The following is a 22,032-nucleotide window of genomic DNA, read 5'->3' as shown; positions in this document are numbered from 1 at the left end:
CGCGACTGGTCGCCACTGTGCTGGTTCGACCCTGTTCCCGGAGATCCCGACAGGGTGGCGAGCCTGGGGAAGAAACTAAAAAAGACTGCTGAGGAGCTTGAGCGTCAGGTAAAGAACCTCAAGGCGATCTCTGAAGTCGATTCCTGGGACAGTGACGCGGGCAGGGAATTCCGGAAGCGGGCCGAAGGTTCCACTGGAAAGCTGGAAGCGGCACGAAAGCGCTACGCCACAGCAGCGGCTGCACTTGGAGACAAGGTCGTTGACGTCGGGGGTGGTTATGCGGACAAAGTCCACGCATCAGCGAAGGACTACGCCTCTGACCTGAACCGCGCACAACAAATCGCCGACCAGGCCCTCAAGGAGGCTCAGTCGGCGGAAGACGACAAACGTTCTGCCGGGACAAAGCTCGCGGACGCGGAAGACGACTCGAAGAAGAAGGAGCTCGAAGATCAGCAGAAAGCAGCCGAAGACGTGGTCAAGGCTGCCCAGGAGAAGATAGAAGAGGCGCAGCGCATCCGCGACGCGGCAGCCAAGCGGGCATGCGACGCGATTGACGAAGTCATTTCCGACGATGCCCTCAAGGATGGGTTCTGGGACAGCCTCCTGGACGACATCGCAAACATCACCGGTCTTATCGCGACAGTCTGCGGAGTTCTCTCCCTGATGGTCGGCTGGATTCCGGTGATCGGACAGGCGCTGGCCGGCATTCTCGGCACCATCGCCCTGGTCATGTCGTTGGTCGGTTTCATCTGTACGGCAGTGCTCTACATGCGCGGGAACGCCGACCTAATGGACCTAGGGGAGGCGGCGCTGGGCTTCATGATGATCGGGGTCGGCAAGGCGTTCTCGAAGCTTGCCGGCAAGTATGCCGGGTCTGTGCTCAAGCGTCTCACCAGGATGAAGTCGAGCAAGACGCCGGGGATCGGTAGAGCTTTCAAGCGTGACCGTCAGAAACTGAACAAGCTCGGCTCGCAGGGCTTCACAAAGGTGTTCTCGATGACACCTAAGGAGCTCGGTAAGACGATGGCCAGTCCCTTTACCGAGTTGTTCACCAAGAGTGGATGGAAGGGGTTCGCCGACAACGCCAAGACCGTCTTCAATATGAACAGTTGGCGGGGGGCGAAGGAAGCAATTTCCGCTAACGGCGGACTGGGTAAGTCGGTGTCGCTCGTGGACGCCGAAGTGGCCGCCAGCCTCAAGTCGATCAAGCCCATGGCAGCCAACTTCCCCAATATCCCTGGACTTAACGGTGTCAAAACCACGGTCAATGTTCTGACGGGCATCGGATATGCTGTGACCGGGGGGAACATCTACCTCGATGAAAATACCCGACCGGCGTTTTAGGAGATCGGCATGACAGTTGAAATCGACGACTGGACCTGTCGGCTGGAATTCACTGACGGTTGGGTAGACCTGACGCAGGGTACTGGACTGGACCCCGAGGGGAAGGCTGCCTGGGCTCGGGAGGTCGTGGAGTCCTTCAACCCGCTAGACCTGGTTGCCTCGAAAGAGTCCATCGAGAAGGACTTGGTTCACCTTGCGCGAGCGGCGGAGAAGAACCAGGCAGTTCTCGCTGCTGCCTTCTTTGCATTGGGCGGAGCCCACTACGCCACCTTCGATGTCCAGATCTTCGGTGAGGACGGGGTCACTCTTTCCCTGGACGAGGTGGAGAGCAGGCTGCGAGGCCACAAGGAGATCGCTGGGGAGCCGGAGGCGAGCAGGGTCGACCTGCCCGCAGGGACGGCAGTGCGGTTGCAGGCGATGTATCAGTCCAAGGGTGTACTGGGGTTCGGTAAGAAGCTTTCAGAGGCCGTCTCGTATGCCCTTCTGGTCCCCCAGACCTCCGACGTGCTTCTGGCGACGATGAACTGGAGCGCCATGGAGCACAGCGATCAACTCTCCGAGGAGATGGATGCGTTGATGCCGACTCTGCGCTTCGTGCCACTCGACGCAGCAGGTAATCCGATCCCGGACGGAGACACCCCGGATGCCTGAATCCTGGGTGGACGCAGACACCACCACGCCGCCGAAGGACTACAACCTGGTCGTCCCCGACGGCTGGTTCAAGTTGTCCCTCGACCCGGACCACCGTGACCGCAGCATTATCGCTCTGGCTGAGCAACAGTTCCGCGGCATCGACAACGCTCCTCAGCTCAAGGAGCAAGTGATGCGTGAGCTGCAGAGGACAGCGAAGGACGCCTATCAGGCCGGCGGCATCGAACTGTACCTCTCAACCCTGCGGGTCGGGCTTTTGCCGCTTTCGTCATCGCTCTTGGTTAGCTTTGCCATGCCGGGGACGATGCCTTCATCCTCCGACGTCCACACGTTCGCAGACGTCCTTGGCCGACGTGGGGGGGAGGTCACCGTGGTCAAACTCTCTGCCGCCGGCAGGGCGGTCCGCGAGCTCCGCTCCGAGGCGGCTTCTCCCAGGACACAACTGGGCAACGAGCTCCCCACGACCACGGTGAAGTTTTACGTTCCTGTCCCGGCGACTGAGGAGTGGCTGATCCTGTCGTTCTCCACGCCCCTGGATCCGCTGGCGCGCCAGATGGTGGGTCTCTTTGACGCGGTGGCGGACACGCTGCACTGGACATGATGTCGCGGCGAAGACCAGACGCTGAAGCCGAGTGGCGCCTGGGACCTCAACTCGCGGAGGAAAGGACGACAGATGGAGCGACAAGCCAACGCTACAGCTGCCGATAACCGGCTCCGGGCACGGGATGGCATGGGGATCGCCGGCGGGCTTCTCTGCATGGTCGTCGGGGTGGGCGCCATTCTGCTGTCCATGGGCCTGTGGAAGCGGCTCGCTCGTGAAACGGCCCCGGTCCTGGTCGGTCTGCCCGGAGGCCCTTGGATGACCGGAGGCGTACTCGGGTTGATCACTGTGGTCGGGGCAACCGGCGGTCTGCGCTATGCGTCCAGCCGCTCGGGGGAGACCCGTCTGACAAAGGGGCTGCGAGCCGCGGGTACTGCGGCTTGTTGCACAGCGGCCTTCGGACCGCTCTTCTATCTGCTGAGTGGACTGCCCGGCAAGAACTGCCGTTCGGCGGACTGTGCTTTCATTCCCGGTACGGGGAGCGCGTTCCTCGCCTACGTGCTCAGTATTGGTGTCGTGGGCTGGTTTTTCTGGCGTTGGATCAGCGCTCGGTCCGAGGAACAAGCGGCGCGGGAGCGGGAACGACTTCGGAAACTTCGTAAGAAGGGCAAAGGGAAGAGCCGGGCGGCGCGCAGAGGTTGAATGCCGATCCACGATCCTCACACCTTGAATCCGCCACAGGCGTCGCGGGTCAAGGGGCCATCATGGGGAAGTCGTAGCGTCCGCGCGAAGTCGTCCAGCGCCTCCATTGCCGAGGCGATCAGTTCCGGATCGTCTTGGTGCTCGCGGAGGCACACGGCGGGGATGCCGGTCGGAGTGTGTCAGTGATAGGTCACCGAGACCGAAGCGTGCTCGTATTGAGGTCACGCCTCTCCGGGCAGGTCCTCGGGTCGCTCCTCGTTCCATTCTCCGGTCGGTTCGACGAAGGAGACTGTCTGCAGGACGGCCGACAACAAGCCGTATATCTCGGTCCAGTGGTCCATCGAGGCCGTGTAGAGCGTGAAAACCGCTGTGCATGGCCCGGTAGGGAAGGGCACGTGCACCTGGATCTGGCCTGTGAGGAGCTTTGTCTCCTCACCGCTGGCGGATGCTTCAGGGCCGAGGTCGTATTCGCGCAGAGTGATGCAGGACACCGCCGGGCCGCACGGCAGGTCGAGCCAGATGGCGTTGTTGTACGGGTCGCTGGAGAGGGTTGCGAGGATGCCCTGGGCGACGACGTCGGTGTCGGTGCCGGCCTGGCCCGTGGGGGCGATGGCGACGGTGAAGGCGCATTGGGCGATGCCCTCGGCAGGCTCGTGTCTGATCACCTGTCCCTCTGGCACTTCGCTTTCGTCAGCCGTGGAGAACAGGCCCATGGCCGCGTAGGAGACACCGGTGTCTCCCATGAGTTCGGCTATCGCAGCGTAGTAGGGGGCAGCAGGTTCCCAGATGCTCTCGTCGCCCCGGGAGTACAGCTCTCGGACGAAGGAGAGGGCGCGCTCGCTGCGCTCCTCGGGGGTGGCGGCGATGGGCAGAGCGAAGAAGCCCTCGGGGGCGAGGAACCAGAGGGGCGGGATGGTCCCGTCAGCAGCACTGACGTGCTGGGTGTTCGCGGAGTCAGCGGCTGGGATCATTGAGGTGGTGCGCCGTTCTGGTCGAGTGCCGGGCCTGAGTCAGGTCAGGAAGTCTTCTTGGTGGTATTCCGTCAGGCCGAGTTCCGTGCCGTTCACGTCCATCACCGTGTTCAGCCCGGAGTGACCGAAGGAAGCGTGAACGGCGCTCGGTGCCACGACTTCGACCCGAAAACATCCACATGGGTTGCGCTTGACCAGCGGCGGCTGGGCATCTGATGCCTGAGCTGCTGCGAACCGCTCGGCGGTCTTGCGCTGCGCCTGCGTCAGCGAGGTCAACGGGATGAAGTCGAGAGGTTCGATCAGGTAACGAGTGAGCCTCTCCCGTTTGATGCTGCTCACCCTGCACCAGGAACCATCGGTGAATGCGATCTTTGCGTCGTTGCCGAGCTTGAAATCTCGTAGTTCGACCTTTTCGATGCCGGACCGATGCGTCTCCCAGAGGAACTCGTCGGAGATCCGCCTCTCCTCCCCCTTGATATAGGGGAAGCCCACGATCACGAGCCGCTGGTCGGTGACGATCGCGTGTGTGCGGTATTCGTCCTGAGGGGAGCGCGAGGGGTCCAACTGCCAAGGCAGAGTGCGGGCGGTGGAGCCCCGAGCGGCCCACATGACCGGAAAGTCCTCCACCTCGTCAGCCCGGTCGTGCGAGGTGTCCGAGCCCTTGTCCGAGCGGCCTGGGCCGACACTGCCCGACTGGGACGACAGGAGGCCCATGACAGCCACACCGACCGCCATGGCCGCGCCCTTCACGGTGTTCCGGCCGACGGTGCTTCCTGAAGAACGGGCGGTGTACGAAGGCCCTTCAGGCCAGCCGTCGAGTTCGTCCTGGATGTCATTGCGCTCGGTGTCGCGAAACCAACGCATTCCCTTGACCCGGGTGGCCGCGCCCGTGGCGAAAGTCAGCGGGGCACGGGCGATGAAAGTCTCTCCCGAGTCGGGCCACCACACGCTCATGTCCTCACACTTCCTCTCGCGGCCAACTTGGATGGCGTGGCGCAACCTCGATCTAGTCGCCCGCCACGTGGCCGTAGATCTTGGGGGCGATCTTGAGGCCCGCGTCGAGGGCTATACCGCCCGCTCCGAACGGGTTGATGTTCACCCCCGGAATCAGGTTGGCTCCCTTGGAGCCGATCAGCTGGCCCTGATGGTAGCCCGCGTAGGAGAGGCCCCCCATGCGGGACATCAGGCCGCTGCTCCCGTGCGCGACCTCGAAGACGTCGTCGGACATGCCGCCGATCTTCACCAAGCCGGCTTTGCCGAATCCGCCGACGATGTCTGCGGACTCCTTACCGAAGGACATCAGAACCCGTGAACTGCCGAGTTTGGTGGCACTGAAGCCCTTACCGAGCCTCTCTGCCGTCAGCGCGGCCTTGCCCGCACCGACCACCTTGATCCCCTTGCCGAACATGCCGATCCCGGGCAGCAGGCCCACCGCGTCCAGCCCGAGCTGAGCCCAGCTCACGTCCGCTCCGGCCGCTTTGGCCACCCCGTGCGTAGCCAGCGTGAGGCCCGCGCCGATGAGCGCGGCGGTGCCGAAGATGGCGGCGAGGGGCGGGAAGGGAAGCGTGACGATGGCAAGTAGCCCGAGGACGGCTGTGATGTCGCTGAGCACGTCACCGATCGCCTTGATCAGGTCGGCGTGCTCCTTGAGCCAGTCGCCGGTGGCGTCCCAGGCGTCCGCTATGCCCGTACCCAGCTTCTCCCAGAAGCCCGGCTCGTCGGGGGCGATGTCGGCGGCCTTGTCCAGCTCCTTGCTGATCTTTGCGGCGGCCTGCTTGTAACGGCCCTCGAGCTCGTGGACCTTTTGGATGAGGCCGGTGACGTCGCCGGAGGCCTTTCCGTACTCCTCGGTGCCTTCCTTGGCCTCGGCCTTGGCGTCGAGTTTCTCTCCCGCCTTCTTCTCCAGGCGGTCCGTCTCGTCCTGGAAGTCCTGGAGCTCATTGGCCCAGCGGTGCAGTGCGCGCGAAGCCTTGTCGAAGGACTCGTGGCTCTTGCGGATGAGTGGGGTGACGTCCTGGCCGATGTACTCGGTGAAGGCGACCGCGGTCTTGCCCTTCCAGGCCCCGCACTCTATTCGCTCCAACTCACGTACGGCTGTGCCCAGTTCGCTCGCCAACTTGCCCAGGCGTTTGGCGAGTTGCCGGGTGTCCTCCACGCTCCCGGGTGTGGGGTCCCAGCCGATGTTGGGAGGGACGGTGCGCTGACCGGCCACGTCACTTGCCCTTCTTCTTGACCTTGAGTGACTGCGCCAGCTCCAGGTCGAGGCCGTCGAACGTCTCGCCGATCTTGTTGATCATCTTCACCGCGCCGTGTGTGTGCTTGCCGAGTTGCTTGATGCCGTAGCCCCAGTCGTCGGCGAAGTCCTGGACGTCTTCGATGAGCCGGCTCTCGCCGACGGCCGAGGAGTCGGCGCCTCGAAGGTCGCGGCGGGCGTCCTCCATGCGGTCGCTGATGGAGGAGAAGGTCTTCTTCAAGTGCTCGAACACGGTGTCTTCGAGGCGCAGATCGCTCATGGTGGCGCTCAGTCTCTGTCGGTGGGTGGCGGCCTGCGGAGTGGCGGACCCCGCCTGTGCCGGGTCAGCGGGTGGCGGCCGTGAGTATGCGGGCGGCGATGCCGCGGCCGTGGTGTCCCTTGACTGGGCCTGCACGGGCGATGCGCGACGGCGTGCGGAGCGGAAGGCGACGCTTCAAGTGACTCCCCCGAGAAGCGAGAAAGGTCTGCCAGGTGACACCGACGGTATCTGCTGAGTTCCGCGGTTCGCCAGCGCGAGATTCTGGATGGAGTCTGGGCGATTTCTGGGGGTCGGGGTGGGGTTGGGAATGCTTATGTGTTGGGCGCACCTCTTGGAACGGTGGGCATGTGAAGATTCACGGAATGGGCGACCTTCAAGGTGAAGAGCTCTTCACGAAGATTGCACGATGAAATCTGCCCTGGGGTGCGGTTGGGCAGCCGACTGCCGATGCGGCGGGCCGGGACCGTCGCGGTCGGAGATGGGCGAGCCGGCCGGAGAGGCGTTCGCTCCACCTCTCCGGCTCATTGCCGCTCGTACCCCTTGCAGCCGCAGGGGCTGCCCGTGCCGACCCCGGCCTGGTGATCTCGGCCAGCATGACCAGACAACGACATCACCGCTCACCGCTCGAATCCGCCCGCGGCGGCGCCGGTCAGTGGGCCGTACCGGGAAGTCGGAGTGTCCGCGCGAAGTCGTCCAGTGGCTCCATTGCCGCGGCGATCACTTCGGGATCGTCATGGTGCCCGCGGAGGCACACGTCGGGGGTGCCGGGCGGGGTGTGCCAGTGATAGGTCACCGAGGTCATCATGATGGTGCTGTCCGCCGGGTAGGAGCGGGTGACCCGGACGCCGTCCTCGCCCAGATGCGGGGAGGCGAAGGGAATGCCGCTGGTGCGTTGCTGCCACTCGGGGATGTCCGGGTGCGGCACGGTCGGCGCGCCGATCCCCTCACAGGAGGTCGCGTCAGGGGCTTCGCAGTGGATGCGGGTGGCGTGCATCACCAGGGGCATGTAGGTGAGTGGAACGGGGTGGTAGATAAACGCTTCGTCGGCCTGGAGTTTTTCCCGCAGGATGACGATCGTCTGCTCGTAGAAGTTCTTGTGGAAGCGGCGGAGCTTACGGGTGAGTTCGATGTTGTGAATGGCGGCCAAGCCGATCAGGTGCTGGTCCAGCCATTCCTTGAAGGTCCGTCTGTCGATCTGGAGATGAAGATAGCCCCAGAGGTATGGGTCGGCATCCGTGTCGATGTGGAGGGGGGCGCCGAGGTCGGTGCTCCAGAGGGTGCCGTCTGCCATGAGCGGTCTCTTTCGTCGGGACGTGGGCAGCGGGGGAGGCCCTCAGGAGTAGCTCCAGCGGAAGGTGCCCATGACAGCGTCGAACAGTTCCACGAGGGTGTCGTAGAAGGACCGTCAGGTCCGAGTCGCTCATGGTCGACTCCCCCCCGGGTGTGTGCTCGCTGCTGTCGGTTCACCTGTTGACGGCCTGGATCTCCTGGACGGTGACCGCCTGTTCGTTGCCGAAGGTGCCGTTCGGGAGGTCTCCGCCCGCGCCGCCGGTGCCGGTCCAGTTGATTTCCCACGTGATGGTGGCCCGGAGCTTGTACGTGCCGTCGCCGGAGGAGCGGAGGTACCGGATTCCACACGGCGGGGTCTGGTCGGCTTTGCCCTTGGCGTACGGCTCGCCGATTGAGTTGTCGGCGTTGATGACGCACTCGCCCGAGGCCGGATAGGTCACGGCGTCCTTGGTGCCCGGCTCCAGCTTGAGGGACACCGGCTTGGCGGTGGTGGTGGCCTGGATGTTGAAGCCGGGGACGTTGAGGGCCGCCGTCGCCTGAACCTCGTCGAAGACGGCCTTGTCGAGCCAGGCCCAGGTCGGCAGGTTCACCTTGGTGGTGGCCTCGGGGGCGAGGGTGACCTTGGTGTCGGGAAGCTCCATGTGCTGGTAGGCGAGAGCTGCGAGTATCTCCGGGGAGAGGGCCTCTTCGTATCGAGGTGGCGGCGCTTCACCGTTCTCCACCCAGAAGGGAAGGTCGGTGCAGGAGGACCGCTTGAGGTAGTCCGGCTCGTCGGGGTTCTCAACCCCTGCCCAGAACATCCCCTTGCCGTCGTTCTCGACGTTGTAGTCCTTGTAGCCTGGACTTCCGGCCCAGCCGTACTCGTCCTCGTAGTGGCGCTTCGTCTCGCCGATTGCCGTGCCCGCGGTCCCACCCATACCGGGCGCCTTCAATTGGCTGTCGATGTGCTTCGACATTTCCTTCTTGAAGTCCTTGGCACCGAGGTACGGGGCGTACCAGCAGGGCGGAGGCGTCCAGTTGACGTCCGTGGACGTCACGTTGCCGGTGCCGCCGCCCTTGGCCACGGATCCGGAGTATTGGATGCGGGCGGCGGCGTAGATGCCCGTTTCGTTGCTGCCGCCCGTCTCCTTCTTGTCACTTCCCTTGCCGAAGTCCACCGGTTCCGCCACAGCGTTGGGTGCCGCGAGGATGAGGCCGCTGACCGCAAGGGCCATGACAGCAGTGCTGGTGCCGAGGACTCCACGACGCGACTGTGTCACCGGCACTTCTCCGCCTCGGTCTCGACGAACACCTTGGATGCCTGCCACAGGCCGTCGCCGGTCGGGAACTTGACCATGACGATCTTGTAGTAGCCGAAGTCCTTGAGGCTTGGCTTGGTCTTCAGGACCTTTCCGGTCTTGACCTCTTTGCCGTAGAACTTGCTGGTGTCCGCGCAGAAGGCCACCTCAACAGACTTGCCGTTCGGGGCGGACCGGGTGGTGGCGTCGTAGTGACGGCGGGTGCCTTCCGCGGTCCAACCACCCTTGATCCACTCGTTGATCTGCACCTGCGCGTAGTGCAGCCCATCACCGGTGGAGTAAGCCGTCACGGCCGCATCCTTCGTCGTGCGCTTGTCGACGCCTCGATAGATCGCGCGGAGGTAGTTCGCGGCGTCAACCATCGCAGCCGCCTCGTTCTTGTCCTTCGGCTTGTCCCAGTCGAAGACCAGGTTCATGTCGTTGGGCAGGGACACATCCACCCCGTCCGGCTTGTCCCCTGCCGGTGCTCCCTCGGCGGACGCCGACACCTTCGGCGTCTCCGCCCCCTGGCCGGCCCCTGCAATCTTGTTGTTGTCGCCGGACTTGTCGTCCCCGCTACCGCAGGCCGTCAAGAGCAGTGCTGCCGTCGCCGTCAACGCGGCAGCAACGGGCAATGAGCGGCGCTTCACAGTGACTCCCCGTGAGAGACAGAAGTTCAGTTGGTGCCCTGACGGTACCGGTGAGGTTTCCGGTTTCACCAGCGCGAACTTCCGCGAGAACACGGGCATTGCTGGATGTACGGGTCGTTCCGGCGTGTGCCGACGTGCCTCAGTTCAGCGCTCCCTGCGGTAGCTCGATCTGCCTCAGCTGTACCCACCGCCCAAGTCGCCCTTCATCGCGCGCCGCCACCAAGAACAACACAAACGACGCCGGGACTCCGACGGCCACCATCGCCCACGTCGGCAGTAGCCAACCCAGTTGGGAGACGCAGAGACAGCACCCGAACATGGCCGTGGACGTGCGGGCGAAGGACTTCGCGTCGTCGGTCATCCTGCGCCTGGTGTCCCCTGAACTCGTGAGCAGCGCACCGGCACGCATGCCCAAGGCCGCTCCCTCCAGGAGGCCCCACAGCGCCCCGCCCGGCAGGGACATGGCCGGGAAGCCGTTGCGGGGGAGGGCGAAGCTGTAGCCGAACGTCAGGCCCGCGACCAGGCCGATCAGCGTGCAGCAGAGGATCGTGCCCGCCGTGATGTGCTCTCGGAGGCGGGTCGTGGTTGCGTCCCGTTCCACTCGGAACACCACTCCCGAGCCGACGGCGAAGAGCGGCGTGCCGATCACCAGCAAGATCGCCGCGCCGAACAGGCCTCCTTTCTTGCCGGGAGCGTCATGGGCCGGGAAGAAGCCCTGCACCTGCCGTCAACCTGCCAAGCTCGCCGTTCCACTCATACGGCCAGACCTCCGAAACTACACTCGCGCCCCATGCGTAACTCCGCCAGCATCAGCGCGAATACGACGCTCGTGGCATCCCGCCCGTTCCACAGAAACGCGTGGAGAAGACAGCCCGCGCAGGGCGTGGGAGTCGAACGATGGCCCGAGCCCGGGGGCGGTGACGTCCCCTGACCCGTTCTCAAGGCAAAGACGAACCCCGCCGCACCGAACCCCGCAACCCCAACCCTCGCCGCACCACACCCCCCAACCACAAGCCCCGCCGCACCCACCCCCGCCACAAACAACCCCGCGACCCCCGAGCCCACTGGCTCCTCCTCGCCCTCACTCTCCCCCTCCTCTTCGCCCTGTTGATCTTCCAAGGCTGGACCCAGCACGAGGTCGACGCCGCCAAGACGCGATCGCCCTGTACGGCTCCCGTGCCCGACGCCGTAGCGAAGGGTGGGCCCGTGATCGGGATCAACCGGGACGGGATCCGGACCGGGTCGATGCCCGCGCGGACCGTCGCGCTCACCTTCGACGGGGGGCCCGACCCCGTCTGGACACCCCGGATCCTCCACCTGCTGCGCAGGAACAACGCGCGGGCGACCTTCTTCGTGCACGGCGCCCAGGCCGCCCGGCACCCGGAGTTGGTCCGGCGGATCCGGGCCGAGGGGCACGAGATCGGGTCCAACACGTACACCGGGGCTGTACTGGGGGAGTCCTCCGCGCCCCGTTTCCAGGCCGAGCTCGAGATGACCCAGAGCGCCCTCGCCGGGGCCACCGGACGGCGGACGAATCTGCTGCGGATGCCTCGGACCACCTCGCCCGACACCCTGTGCGGTCGCGAGTGGCAGGCGGCGCGGCGGGCCACCGGGTACGGGTACGTGCTCGTCGCCGCCGACAAGGGGTCGCGCAGGCCCGCGCAGGGCATCGTCCGGCAGCTCAGCCAGACGGAGAGCGCGTATCAGGAGGCGCGCCGGCTGCTGAAGAACCGCGCCGTCGAACGGTTCACCACCGTGTCCGACGGGCTCGGGCTCGTCCCGGATGCCCCTTCGTCCCCGGTCGCGCGGTGGCTCGGGCGGGGGCTGATCTGGGTCACCGGCCTCGGGCAGGTCTTCTCCACCGCCATGATCTGGATCCTCGGCGTCGCAGGCGGCCTCGGTGTGCTGCGGCTGTTGTTGCTCGCCCTGTTCGCCCGGGCGCACGTGCGGCGGCTGGAGCGGTTCCGGACCGGTGCGCCCTGGATGCGGGAGACGTCGGGGCCCGTGACCGTGCTCGTCCCGGCGTACAACGAGGAGGCCGGGATCGGGTCGACCCTGCGGTCGTTGCTCGATTCCCGGCACAGGGAGCTTCAGGTCGTCGTCATCGACGACGGGTCCACGGACCGGACCGCCGACATCGCCGAGAACATGGGGGACGCGCGGGTGGAGGTCGTACGGCAGGTCAACGCCGGCAAGGCCGCCGCCCTCAACCGCGGTCTCGCGCACGCCCGTTACGACATCGTCGTGATGGTCGACGCCGACACCGTGTTCGAGCCCGACGCCATCGAGCGGATCGTGCAGCCGCTCGCGCACCCGGCCGTGGGTGCCGTCAGCGGCAACACCAAGGTCGGCAACCGGCGCAGCCTGCTGGCCCGTTGGCAGCACCTGGAGTACGTCTTCGGCTTCAACCTCGACCGGCGCATGTTCGAGGTGCTGGAGTGCATGCCGACCGTGCCGGGTGCCATCGGGGCGTTCCGCCGGGACGCCGTGCTCGGTGTCGGCGGGGTCAGCGAGGACACCCTCGCCGAGGACACCGACCTGACCATGGCCCTGTGGCGGTCCGGCTGGCGGGTGCTGTACGAGGAGTCCGCCGTCGCCTGGACCGAAGTGCCCACCAACATGAAGCAGTTGTGGCGGCAGCGGTACCGGTGGTGCTACGGCACGCTGCAGGCGATGTGGAAGCACCGGGGAGCTCTCCTCGGCAGTGGCCCGGCCGGGCGGTTCGGGCGGCGCGGGCTGACGTATCTCGCACTCTTCCAGGTCGCGTTGCCGCTGCTCGCGCCCGTCATCGACGTCTACGCCCTCTACGGCGTGCTGTTCCGCGACCCGTGGGAGTCGGCCGCGGTCTGGTTCGCTTTCCTCGGCGTGCAGATCGTGTGCTCGGGCTACGCGCTGAGACTCGACGGCGAGCCGGTGCGGGCCCTGTGGTCGATGCCGCTGCAGATCGTCGTCTACCGGCAGTTGATGTATCTCGTCGTCATCCAGTCGCTGGTCGCGCTGCTGCTCGGCAGCCGGCTGCGGTGGCAGCGGATGCAGCGGTCCGGGACGGCCGCTGAACAGATCGGTGGGCCCGTTCCGTATAGGAGCGTGCCGATGCGCTGACCCGAGAGCCCCCCACAGCACCTTCGAGGCGTCGATGAGCGACTGGACCGACCGGCAGAGCGAACCCCCGCCGCAGTGGAACCCGCGGCGGGAGCCGCCCGGGCCCTCGCTCGTCCCTCAGCCCTCGGCCCGTGGTGAGGCCCCTCCTCCCTCGGCCCGGACCGCCGCTCCTCCTCCCTCGACCCGTACCGCCCCGCTGCCCGGCATGCCGTCGCCCGCCGCGCCCGGCCGCTACGACAGCGGCCTGCCCACCCGTGGCGGACGCGGCGGCAGCCGCACTCCGCGGCGCCGGGCGGGCAGGGGGCGGCGGTACCTGCGGACGGCGGCCGTCCTGTCGTCCCTGCTGCTGCTCGGCGGCGCCGGCACGTACGTCTGGGCCGACACCCGGCTCAACCAGCAGGTCGACCTCGGCGCGCTCGGCGCCCGGGTGCCGGACGGAGAGGGCACCACCTACCTGGTCGTCGGCTCCGACAGCCGCGACGGACTGTCGGAGCAGGACCGCAAGGACCTCAACACCGGCTCGGCCGAGGGCCGTCGCACCGACTCGGTGATCCTTCTGCACACCGGCGCGAACGGCGCCACGATGCTCAGCCTGCCGCGCGACTCCTGGGTGACCCTCCCGTCCTACGTCGACCCCGGCACCGGCCGCAGCTACCGGGCCGCGCCGGACAAGCTCAACGCCGCGTTCTCGCTGGGCGGTCCCGACCTGCTGGTGCGGACCGTGGAACGCAACACCGGCGTGCGCGTCGACCACTACGCGGAAATCGGCTTCGCCGGCTTCGTGGGAGTGGTCGACGCCGTCGGCGGGGTGGACCTGTGTCTGGACAGGGCCGTCCGGGACGAGGACTCCGGCGCCGACCTGCCCGCCGGCTGCCAGACCCTCGACGGCGCCGAGGCACTGGCCTTCGTACGGCAGCGCAAGCAGGAGGCCCAGGGGGACCTGGGCCGCACCCGCAACCAGCAGAGATTCCTCGCCGCCCTCGCCCGGAAGGCCGCCACCCCGTCCACCCTCGCCGACCCGTCGAAGTCGTTCCCCACCATGGACGCGGGACTCGACACGCTCATCGTCGACGAAGGCACTGAACTGTCCGATCTCATGGGGCTGTTCGAGGCCCTGCGGAAGGCCACGGGCGGCGGAGGGCGGCGGCTCAACGTGCCCGTGGCCGACCCGGACCTGCGCACCTCCAAGGGCAGCGCGGTGAAGTGGGACGACCGTCGGGCCCGCGCCCTGTTCGACGCCCTGCGCGAGGGCCGGCCACCCGGCTGACCGGCGAGGCAGCCCGGCCCCGCGTGCGGCCCGGATGCACCGCTTCGGTGAATCCGGGTTCGGCGAACTTCGCGAGCCGAACCCGGCCAAGGCTCACTTCGCGAGCTTGGAGTTCTGCGCCTTCACCACGTTCGCGGACATCTTGGCGTCGCTGGGCCGTGTGCTGTCGGCGATGGCGAAGCCGTTCACCGAGAAGTAGACGGCGAGCACGTCACCCTCGCGGACGGCTTCGGTGTGCAGCGTGTGGGTGACACCCCGGAACGTCATCGTGGAGCGGAAGGCGACGGAACCGCTCGCCGTGCCCTTCTCGGCGGTGACCGAGTCGTAGGCCGTGGTGTTCTTGCCCGCCTTCGCGGTGAACCCGCCGCGGCACTCCGGTACGGCCTTCGCCAGCCCGGCCAGCAACGACTCGGCCTCGGCCGCCGGCTCGTACGAGGCGAGAGTGATGTAGGTGCTCTCCTTGCCGTAGCCCGCCCCGGCGCTGCGGATCAGGTCGGCCTGCGGTTCACCGAGCGGGAGTTGGTTCATCGCGAGGGCCAGCGGGGCGCAGCTGGGCTTGTCGACCGTGAGCTCGTCGGAGGACTTGGCGAAGGCGTACTCGGCTTCCGGCTCGGACACGTTGTATCCGGGCAGGTCTTCCTTCGTCACGATGGCCTTCGCCAGCCGCTGGGCCGGAGTGATCTGCTTGGCCTTCGGCGTCGTCGGCGCAGCGGAGGGGTCGTCCTCGCCGCCCGAGCAGGCGGTCAGTGCGGAGGTGAGGGCCAGGACGGAGACGACGGCCAGGGCGGCGCGCTTCAATGGGGGGCTCCTAGGTCGCTGATGGGGCGAAGATCATGGCATGGCGGCTCGGGAGGCGCCTCAGTGGACGCCTGCGGTCTCCCTCACTCTGTCGACGAGCCGGCTGATGCCGTCGGGTACGGCGGTCAGGGGGCCTTCGGTGATGTCGTAGTAGGGGAGGCGGGTGTTGCCGAGGGCTGGGTCGGGCAGCTTGAGCAACCGGCCCGGGATGCCGCCCGGTTCGGCGACGGCCACGTCGCGGCAGGGCGCGCAGACGGGGAGCAGGCGGCGGGGATTGCCCTCGGCGGAGACGCGGACGTGGTGGCGGTGTTCGGCGGGGCCGTGCAGTGGGTTGACGCCGCAGCACAGGTTCGACGGCCGTCCGACGAGGGCGGCCCGGCCCGCTCGGGCGAGCACGATGACGGCGACCAGGGTCGCGGGATCTACCCCGGGTCGCCGGGCGCGGCCGGGGTCGCTGTCGACCAGGAGCAGGGCGGCGTCGAGACGCTCCCGGTCGCGAGCGTGGTCATCCGGGTCGAACTCGGCGCCGAGTGCATTGAGTTCGTTGTACGCGGTGCGCCGGAGGTAGGACATCGACGGTGCGGTCGGGGCGGTGAACGGCATCCGGTCGAACGACTCGGGCACGGGCGAGCGCCGACGCAGCAGCCCCCGGACTATCCAGGTCGCCCCGGCCGCGAGACCCGTCAGCAGGAGAGCCGCGAAGGCGCCGACGAACAGGCCGGGCCAGAAGTCGGTGGCGTACAGGGGCGGGAGGGTGTTCTCGTCGGCGGCCCTCGGGGCGGCGGCCGGGGCGGGCTCGGTCTGCGGCCGGTCGGTGCGCGGGGTCTCGTCGAGGAAGGTCATCAGCCTGTCGAGACGCTCGCCGAGGAGGTGGTCGTCGGCCTCGTCCGCCCTGCTGTCGCCCAGGGTGACGGAGTCCGGCAGGTCGAAGGACAGGTGGCTGGAGTCCAGGCGCAGGCCGTGGTTGAGGACATCGATCGTGCCGTCGTCCGGATCGGCGACGACGTACACACCGTCCTCGCCCACCTTGGCGTGCACCGCCGCGGCGAACAGGTCCGCGTCACCGGCCGATTCGCTCTCCGGGGTCTGCGGCACGAGGGAGACGTACACGGGGCCGCCGCCGTCGGAGCGCCGGAAGTCCCGGATCCGCTCGTGCAGCCGGTCCAGTTGCCGGGCGTCGAGGACGCGCGGGCTCTCCGGGTCGGCGTAGACGGGGTCCTGCTTCAGCCCCGCCGCGACCCGTTCCACGCGGGCGGACATCTCGGCGGGGGTGGGGAGCCGCGCCGCGCTCGACCTGGTCTCGTCGAAGACGACGGGAGCGGTGAGGGCGATCGCGGCGGCGGACAGGAGCGCCGCGCCCGGGGCGATCAGGCGCAGGGCGGGCTTTCCGGTGCGCCCGCGCCTCGCGTAGGCCGCGAGCAGCAGGATCGACAGCGGTACGCCGGTGAGCAGGATCCCCGTGAGGAACGACTGGTTCTGGCGGTCGGACGGGCCGATGTACATCTCGGCGGGCTCGTCGTCCCGGTACCTCTCGCGAGCGGCCTCGGCGCGGGAGGCGGCCTTCTCCTCGCCCTGCGCGATGACATCGACGAAGCGCTCGAAGCTCAGCAACGGGCCCGCGTCGTAGGCGAGTTCGTACTGTGTGACGGTGACGGCGGCGTCAGTCGGGGCGCGGACGCCGTAGGCCCTGGCCTCCGCGACGTCCGTTCCCTCGATCAGGACGTACAGTCCGTCGCGCCCGAGCCGGTCGTGCACAGCGTCCAGCAGCTTCTCCCCGTCGGCGCTGCTCAGCATGGGCAGGACCAGGACGTAGGTCGGGACGCCGGTCTTCTTCGCGAGCCTCGCGAAGTCGGGGGCGGTGGACCGGGGTACCTCGCGCGGGAGTTGGTCGGTGACGTGGACCGGGTTCTGGCGCAGGCGGTCGGCGAGGTAGGCGGCCTGGGTGACGGGAGCCGGGTCCGCCGCACGGGCCGGGGTGGCGGTCGCGGCCCGGGTGTCGGGAGTCGTGTCCGTCGCGTGGGCGGGGGTGGCGGTCGCGAAGACGGCCGGCAACGCGCAGAGCGCGAGGAGGAGTCGGAGTGCGCGGGCGCGGCCGTTGCTCCGGGCCGGTATCCGTCCTGCCCAGGCGTGGTTCGTCCTGACTGCTCTCACCGGTGAGCCCCCCGCGGTCCGATCGCTGTCCGCGCGGCACTCTACTCGGGGCTTCGCGAGTGCTACAGGTTGCCCGGTTGCGGTGCTCACGTCGCGTTCCCGGCGGCCCGGTGGTGGGGCGTTGGCGTTCTTGGGCAGTGGTTCGCGGTGTGTGACCTGTGCTGGTGGAAGGATGGACGTTGCTTTGAGGGGGAGGTGGGGCAGGGTTCGCCGGGGCTTGGGGCGGGGCGTGGAATCGGGGCGAAGGGAGCCGAGGGGCGATATGTGGCGTGGCCTGATCGAGGAGTACGGAGCAGGGCCGTCGTGCCCCTCCGGTGGATCCCGCCGTCCTCCACCGCGTCGAGCAGTCCCTCGGCCACTCCCTGCCTCCCGACCTGAGCGCCCTGCTCCTGCAGACGGACGGCATCGAGGGCCCGTACGGCGAAGGCATCGTCTGGCCCGCTGAACAGATCCTCGCGAACAACCGGACCTTCCGCACCGACCCCGCAATCCGCTTGCTCCACCGGCCGTTCGACTCGCTGCTGTTCATCGGTGACAACGGCGGGGGAGACCAGTTCGCGTTCCTGTGGGCCTCCGAACGGGCCGGCGTCCACGTCTGGGACCACGAGACGGACGAACGCAGCCCGGTGGCCGCGGACCTGGTCGGCTATGTGCGCAGGGCGCTGGAGAGCGGGGGAGAGGACTGGTACCGGTAGCTCCAGCCCAGCGTCCGGAGGTGGCCTTCGCGGAGAGGCCGGGCACGGCGGCGCTCGTGATCATCAGATGCCCGAGCCGCGCGGCCGGACACTTCCGCTCGGCCCCGGCGGCCCCGGAGTGCTGGAGATCCCCCATGCGCATCCTGAACCTCGAGATCTCCCGCCACGACTGGCAGGCGATGACCTGCGGTTGCAACAGAAGCGCGGCCCATGTCCCCGAGGACTTCCTCGCCGCGCTGGACGGCCCGCTACCGGGCCGGATCGGGGAAGGCTGGGCGGACAACCACGTGTACATCCAGTCCAACCTCATGGAGCCGGCGTACGCGACCGCGGTGATGCTCGTCGCCGCTCTCGCCGACCGGCAGGTGCCGCTCGCCTGGCGATCGCACATCCCTCGCCGTTCTGAGCCAGCTCACGGGCGGTGAACAGGAGGACATCGCGGCGAGGTGCAAGGAGGCGGTGCGCGGGTGCACGGAGGTCCTCTTCGAGGAGGTCGCGACAGGCCGCTGCACGATGGCCGCGGCGTACGCGTTCGAGGTGTTGACGGAATTCGCCGACCTGAAGGACAGGTTGCGCACCTACCAGGTGGAGGCCCGGGCGCATCTTCCGGAGGATCTACGACCGGGGCGCCTGGACCTCGACGCCCTCCAGGGTTGACGCCGCCGGCCGCGGACGTCACCCCCGCGAGGGCGTGATCGCGCCGCGCCTCACCCCGGCTTCGTGAGTGAATCGTGCAGGCATGATGGCCGCCAGGTGACGAACCGGCCGCTCGGCAAGGGTCGTTGGGGGTGGTGGCGATTCGCTGGCGCACAGGTGGTGCTGTCATCCGGGGCTGGTCCCGGACGGGTTGAGCGTGCCTGACGTTGCAGATGGATAACAGGCTGCAGCCTGCGGCCCGTGGAGCCGGACGCGCCTTGAGGGGCTTATGTGCGGCTGATACGGTGCGATGGCTTGACACTCACCCCCAGTGCTGGCTATTCGCCCAGGTCGGGCGGGTACGTCCGGCCCGTCCCGTACTTTTCCGTGCGGGCCGGCGCGGGTGAAGTGTCCGAATTTGAAGGCACATGACAGACATCTTCTTGGGTGTACGGGGAGCGGTTGCGTGAAGATCCAAGAGCGTACGGGGGCGGGCGCAGGTCGTTCCGCCGCTCCGGCTCAACCCTCGGTCGGCGACCGGCTTCCCACCCCGCCTCGCGAGCGCAAACCGGCACTGGCCGCGCTCGCCGTGCTGCTGATCCTGGTGGGTGCGCTGGGTGTGACGATGCTCGTGCTGCAGGTCGGTAACCGGGTCGAGGTCGTCAAGGTGACGAAGGAGATCCAGGCCGGGGAGTCCGTCACCGACAGCGATGTGACGTCGGTGATGGTCGCCGCCGACGACAGCATCAACTACGTCACGTGGGAGCAGCTGAACACGCTGAAGACCCTCAAGGCCAAGACGACGATCTACCCCAACACCGTCGTGATGGGCCAGATGTTCGCCGAGAAGGCGAGCCTGCCCGCCGGCAAGGCCTCCGTCGGCCTCGCCCTCAAGGAGGGCACGTACCCCGCGGACATCAAGGCCGGCGACCTCGTCTCCGCCTACCGCGTCAGCTCCACCGGCTCCGGTTCGAACAGCTCCGACAGCAACAGCGGTTCGAGCGGCACATCCTCCTCCGGCGGCGCCCTGGTCGACGACGCGCGCGTGAACAGCGTCGCGGCGGACGACGACGCCACCGTGAGCACGGGCAACCTCTCGATCACCGTCCTTGTCGACCAGGCCGACGCGGAAGCGCTCGCCTCGGCGGCGGCGGCGAACCAGGTCGCCATCGTGCGCGTCCCCGGCAACTAGAAGGCGGCACCCACCCCATGGCGCTCATCGCTCTCGCCGCCGACAAGGGTTCCCCCGGCGTCACCACCGCGGCCGTCGCACTCGCGGCGGTCTGGCCGCGGCGTGTCCTGCTCGCCGAGGCGGACCCGGCGGGCGGTGACCTCGTCTACCGCAGTGCCGCCGCGCACGGCGGACCGCTCAACCCCAACACCGGCATGCTGTCCATCGCCGCCACCGCGCGCCGCGGTCTCGTGCCCGACCAGCTCTGGGACCACGTACAGCCGCTGAGCGGCGGGCTCGAAGTCCTCGTCGGGCTCGGGATCGCCGAACAGGCCGCCGGACTCGCGGGGTTGTGGCCGACCCTCGGGCACGCCTTCAACTCCCTCGCCGACTCACCGCACGCCGCCGCCGACGTCATCGCCGACTGCGGACGCATCAGCGGCGACACCCCGGCCGTCGAGCTGTTCCCGCACGCCGCGCTCGTGCTGCTCATCTCGCGCACCGAGCCCGAGGCCATCGCCCGCGTCCGTGACCGCGCCGCCGCCCTCGCGGGCAAGCTGCACGGCGGATCGCGTGGCGCCGCGAGCCTCGGCACCCCGATGATCGGCGTCGTCCTGATCGCCGACACCGGCACGGCCGGCAAGCTCGCCTCGCAGGTCAACGACATGCTGGTGCACGCCCAGACCGGCGCCCGCGTGGTCGGCACCATCGCCGACGACCCGGCCGGGGCCGACCAGCTGGCCGGCCGCAAGCGCGGCCGCCTCGACAAGTCGCTGCTGATCCGCTCGGCACGCAAGGTCGCCGCCGACCTCTACCAGCAGTACGGCGCCGCCTGGGCCGCCTCCGCCCAGGCCAACCAGGCACCCCAGGCCCACCACGCTCCGCACGCCCCCGGTCAGATGCAGGGCCACGCGGGGGCCGGCGCATGACCGCTGTCGACCACCAGTTGGTCAAGCGGTTCCGCCAGGACGCCGGCGACCGCATCGCCGAGCAGCGCCGGCAGGACCAGGTCGCGGGCGTCACTCCGATGTCCACGGAGGACGAACGGCATTACGCCCGGGCCGTCATAGCCCAGATCCTGGAGGAGTACGCCCGCTCCGAGATCAACGCGGGCCGTACGCCGCTGGACGCCGAGACCGAGGAGCAGTACGCGGCCGCCGTGCACGCCGCGCTGTTCGGCGTCGGCCGGCTCCAGCCGCTGCTGGACAACCCCGAGGTCGAGAACATCGACATCAACGGCTGCGACCAGGTGTTCATCGGCTACGCCGACGGCCGTGAGGAGCAGGGCGACCCCGTCGCCGAGACCGACGAGGAGCTCATCGAGCTCATCCAGGTGCTCGGCGCCTACTCGGGTCTGTCCTCCCGCCCCTTCGACTCCGCCAACCCGCAGCTCGACCTGCGCCTGCCCGACGGTTCGCGTCTGTCGGCCGTCATGGACGTCACCCGGCGCCCCGCGCTGTCCATCCGCCGCGCGCGCATGGGCAAGGTGTTCATCTCCGACCTCGTCGGCAACGGCACCCTGTCGCCCGAGGTCGCCCACTTCATGGCGTGCGCGGTCCGCGCCCGCAAGAACATCATGATCGCCGGCGCCACCAACGCCGGCAAGACCACGCTCCTGCGCGCCCTCGCCAACGAGATCCCGCCGCACGAGCGTCTCATCACCGTCGAACGTGCCCTGGAGCTCGGCCTCGACACCTTCCCCGACCTGCACCCCAACGTCGTCGCCTTCGAGGAGCGCCTGCCCAACTCCGAGGGCCAGGGCACCATTTCGATGGCGGAACTGGTGCGACGCTCGCTGCGTATGAACCCCTCCCGCGTCATCGTGGGTGAGGTCCTCGGCGACGAGATCGTCACCATGCTCAACGCGATGTCACAGGGCAACGACGGCTCCCTGTCCACGATCCACGCCAACAGCTCGCACGAGGTCTTCAACCGTATTTCCACCTACGCGCTGCAGGCCACGGAACGGCTGCCCATCGAGGCGAGCCAGATGCTGATCGCGGGCGCGGTCAACTTCGTCGTCTTCATCCAGCGACGCAACAACTACGGCAACGGCGGCCGCCTCCAGCGCATGGTCACCTCGGTCCGCGAGGTCAACGGCGTCGACGGACGCGTGCTGTCCAGCGAGGTGTTCGCGGAGGCCCCCGACGGCCGGATCGTGCCGCACGCCCCCATAGCCTGCCTGGAGGAACTGATGGCACACGGCTACCGGCCGACCGGGACCTGGGGGTGAGCCGGGGATGACCACGAATCTCGCGGCACTCGGCTCGCTC

General features: G+C 68.0%; 22 protein-coding genes. 12 read left to right on the top strand and 10 right to left on the bottom strand.

Translation table 11 applies throughout. From position 1 onward, the window contains the following. Positions 1-54: 54 nt before the first annotated feature. The 4 genes from ACZ7EG_RS09570 (at position 55) to ACZ7EG_RS09555 (ending at position 3,238) form a co-directional block, all read left to right on the top strand. Complete coding sequence (locus ACZ7EG_RS09570) at positions 55-1,344, top strand: hypothetical protein (protein WP_471074570.1); 1,290 nt, start codon at positions 55-57, stop codon at positions 1,342-1,344. Between the two features lie 9 nt (positions 1,345-1,353). After that, positions 1,354-1,995 carry a hypothetical protein gene (locus ACZ7EG_RS09565; protein WP_471074567.1) on the top strand — a complete coding sequence of 214 codons (642 nt, stop codon included), beginning with the start codon at positions 1,354-1,356 and terminating at the stop codon, positions 1,993-1,995. Then, complete coding sequence (locus ACZ7EG_RS09560; protein ID WP_471074564.1) at positions 1,988-2,596, top strand: hypothetical protein; 609 nt, start codon at positions 1,988-1,990, stop codon at positions 2,594-2,596. The genes ACZ7EG_RS09565 and ACZ7EG_RS09560 overlap by 8 nt, the downstream gene beginning before the upstream one ends. A 72-nt stretch (positions 2,597-2,668) precedes the next feature. Beyond that, positions 2,669-3,238, top strand: coding sequence for a hypothetical protein (locus tag ACZ7EG_RS09555; RefSeq protein WP_471074561.1), 570 nt, complete (start codon positions 2,669-2,671; stop codon positions 3,236-3,238). Between the two features lie 221 nt (positions 3,239-3,459). On the opposite strand, the gene ACZ7EG_RS09550 is transcribed toward ACZ7EG_RS09555, so the two are convergent. The 8 genes from ACZ7EG_RS09550 to ACZ7EG_RS09515 form a co-directional block, all read right to left on the bottom strand. Next, a complete protein-coding gene (locus ACZ7EG_RS09550; protein ID WP_471074558.1) occupies positions 3,460-4,209 on the bottom strand; it encodes a hypothetical protein in 750 nt (249 codons plus the stop codon). A gap of 39 nt (positions 4,210-4,248) precedes the next feature. Continuing rightward, entirely contained in the window at positions 4,249-5,163 is a 915-nt protein-coding gene (locus ACZ7EG_RS09545; RefSeq protein WP_471074555.1) for a hypothetical protein, read from the bottom strand. A 52-nt stretch (positions 5,164-5,215) separates the two neighbouring features. Further along, positions 5,216-6,421: a WXG100 family type VII secretion target gene (locus ACZ7EG_RS09540; RefSeq protein WP_471074552.1), complete on the bottom strand. Its 1,206-nt coding sequence runs from the start codon at positions 6,419-6,421 to the stop codon at positions 5,216-5,218. Position 6,422: 1 nt separating this feature from the next. After that, on the bottom strand, positions 6,423-6,722 hold the full coding sequence (locus tag ACZ7EG_RS09535; protein ID WP_467424019.1) for a hypothetical protein: 300 nt from the start codon (positions 6,720-6,722) through the stop codon (positions 6,423-6,425). A gap of 649 nt (positions 6,723-7,371) precedes the next feature. Then, complete coding sequence (locus ACZ7EG_RS09530) at positions 7,372-8,013, bottom strand: hypothetical protein (protein WP_471074549.1); 642 nt, start codon at positions 8,011-8,013, stop codon at positions 7,372-7,374. A gap of 172 nt (positions 8,014-8,185) precedes the next feature. Beyond that, positions 8,186-9,226: a hypothetical protein gene (locus tag ACZ7EG_RS09525; RefSeq protein ID WP_471074906.1), complete on the bottom strand. Its 1,041-nt coding sequence runs from the start codon at positions 9,224-9,226 to the stop codon at positions 8,186-8,188. Positions 9,227-9,267: 41 nt separating this feature from the next. Further along, a complete protein-coding gene (locus ACZ7EG_RS09520; protein ID WP_471074546.1) occupies positions 9,268-9,939 on the bottom strand; it encodes a hypothetical protein in 672 nt (223 codons plus the stop codon). A gap of 139 nt (positions 9,940-10,078) precedes the next feature. After that, on the bottom strand, positions 10,079-10,660 hold the full coding sequence (locus tag ACZ7EG_RS09515; RefSeq protein ID WP_471074543.1) for a hypothetical protein: 582 nt from the start codon (positions 10,658-10,660) through the stop codon (positions 10,079-10,081). Positions 10,661-11,115: 455 nt separating this feature from the next. Between ACZ7EG_RS09515 and ACZ7EG_RS09510 the strand changes: the two genes are divergently transcribed. Then, on the top strand, positions 11,116-13,041 hold the full coding sequence (locus ACZ7EG_RS09510; RefSeq protein ID WP_471074540.1) for a glycosyltransferase: 1,926 nt from the start codon (positions 11,116-11,118) through the stop codon (positions 13,039-13,041). Positions 13,042-13,075: 34 nt separating this feature from the next. Further along, on the top strand, positions 13,076-14,308 hold the full coding sequence (locus tag ACZ7EG_RS09505) for an LCP family protein (RefSeq protein ID WP_471074537.1): 1,233 nt from the start codon (positions 13,076-13,078) through the stop codon (positions 14,306-14,308). A 93-nt stretch (positions 14,309-14,401) separates the two neighbouring features. Here the strand turns inward: ACZ7EG_RS09505 and ACZ7EG_RS09500 are convergent, their stop codons facing one another. Next, positions 14,402-15,106 (bottom strand): hypothetical protein, encoded by a 705-nt coding sequence (locus ACZ7EG_RS09500; RefSeq protein ID WP_471074535.1) that lies wholly within the window; start codon positions 15,104-15,106, stop codon positions 14,402-14,404. Between the two features lie 60 nt (positions 15,107-15,166). Next, a complete protein-coding gene (locus ACZ7EG_RS09495; protein WP_471074534.1) occupies positions 15,167-17,257 on the bottom strand; it encodes a hypothetical protein in 2,091 nt (696 codons plus the stop codon). Between the two features lie 314 nt (positions 17,258-17,571). Here ACZ7EG_RS09495 and ACZ7EG_RS09490 point away from each other — a divergent pair, with 314 nt between their 5' ends. The 6 genes from ACZ7EG_RS09490 to ACZ7EG_RS09465 all read left to right on the top strand — a co-directional run bounded on the left by ACZ7EG_RS09490 (position 17,572) and on the right by ACZ7EG_RS09465 (position 21,992). After that, on the top strand, positions 17,572-17,952 hold the full coding sequence (locus tag ACZ7EG_RS09490; protein ID WP_471074532.1) for an SMI1/KNR4 family protein: 381 nt from the start codon (positions 17,572-17,574) through the stop codon (positions 17,950-17,952). A gap of 134 nt (positions 17,953-18,086) precedes the next feature. After that, on the top strand, positions 18,087-18,377 hold the full coding sequence (locus ACZ7EG_RS09485; protein ID WP_471074530.1) for a hypothetical protein: 291 nt from the start codon (positions 18,087-18,089) through the stop codon (positions 18,375-18,377). Between the two features lie 34 nt (positions 18,378-18,411). Further along, the gene (locus tag ACZ7EG_RS09480) at positions 18,412-18,609 is read left to right on the top strand and encodes a hypothetical protein (protein WP_471074527.1); all 198 of its coding nucleotides are present in this window, start codon (positions 18,412-18,414) and stop codon (positions 18,607-18,609) included. Between the two features lie 445 nt (positions 18,610-19,054). Continuing rightward, on the top strand, positions 19,055-19,780 hold the full coding sequence (locus ACZ7EG_RS09475) for a hypothetical protein (protein ID WP_471074523.1): 726 nt from the start codon (positions 19,055-19,057) through the stop codon (positions 19,778-19,780). 17 nt (positions 19,781-19,797) lie between these two features. Beyond that, entirely contained in the window at positions 19,798-20,688 is an 891-nt protein-coding gene (locus ACZ7EG_RS09470; RefSeq protein WP_358963454.1) for a hypothetical protein, read from the top strand. After that, complete coding sequence (locus tag ACZ7EG_RS09465; protein WP_471074519.1) at positions 20,685-21,992, top strand: CpaF family protein; 1,308 nt, start codon at positions 20,685-20,687, stop codon at positions 21,990-21,992. The genes ACZ7EG_RS09470 and ACZ7EG_RS09465 overlap by 4 nt, the downstream gene beginning before the upstream one ends. The last annotated feature ends 40 nt before the right edge of the window (positions 21,993-22,032 follow it).

Source organism: Streptomyces sp. NPDC037100 (assembly GCF_055606225.1).
Note: the sequence above shows the minus strand (reverse complement) of the source record. Positions and strands in the feature narration are given on the sequence as shown.

Bases quoted from the DNA above. Each gene is read 5' to 3' on its own strand.
- ACZ7EG_RS09555 (WP_471074561.1), top strand. From the start codon at position 2,669: ATGGAGCGACAAGCCAACGCTACAGCTGCCGATAACCGGCTCCGGGCA.
- ACZ7EG_RS09485 (WP_471074530.1), top strand. From the start codon at position 18,087: ATGCGCATCCTGAACCTCGAGATCTCCCGCCACGACTGGCAGGCGATG.
- ACZ7EG_RS09535 (WP_467424019.1), bottom strand. From the start codon at position 6,722: ATGAGCGATCTGCGCCTCGAAGACACCGTGTTCGAGCACTTGAAGAAG.
- ACZ7EG_RS09505 (WP_471074537.1), top strand. From the start codon at position 13,076: ATGAGCGACTGGACCGACCGGCAGAGCGAACCCCCGCCGCAGTGGAAC.
- ACZ7EG_RS09560 (WP_471074564.1), top strand. From the start codon at position 1,988: ATGCCTGAATCCTGGGTGGACGCAGACACCACCACGCCGCCGAAGGAC.
- ACZ7EG_RS09525 (WP_471074906.1), bottom strand. From the start codon at position 9,226: ATGGCCCTTGCGGTCAGCGGCCTCATCCTCGCGGCACCCAACGCTGTG.
- ACZ7EG_RS09545 (WP_471074555.1), bottom strand. From the start codon at position 5,163: ATGAGCGTGTGGTGGCCCGACTCGGGAGAGACTTTCATCGCCCGTGCC.
- ACZ7EG_RS09465 (WP_471074519.1), top strand. From the start codon at position 20,685: ATGACCGCTGTCGACCACCAGTTGGTCAAGCGGTTCCGCCAGGACGCC.
- ACZ7EG_RS09565 (WP_471074567.1), top strand. From the start codon at position 1,354: ATGACAGTTGAAATCGACGACTGGACCTGTCGGCTGGAATTCACTGAC.
- ACZ7EG_RS09530 (WP_471074549.1), bottom strand. From the start codon at position 8,013: ATGGCAGACGGCACCCTCTGGAGCACCGACCTCGGCGCCCCCCTCCAC.
- ACZ7EG_RS09470 (WP_358963454.1), top strand. From the start codon at position 19,798: ATGGCGCTCATCGCTCTCGCCGCCGACAAGGGTTCCCCCGGCGTCACC.
- ACZ7EG_RS09550 (WP_471074558.1), bottom strand. From the start codon at position 4,209: ATGATCCCAGCCGCTGACTCCGCGAACACCCAGCACGTCAGTGCTGCT.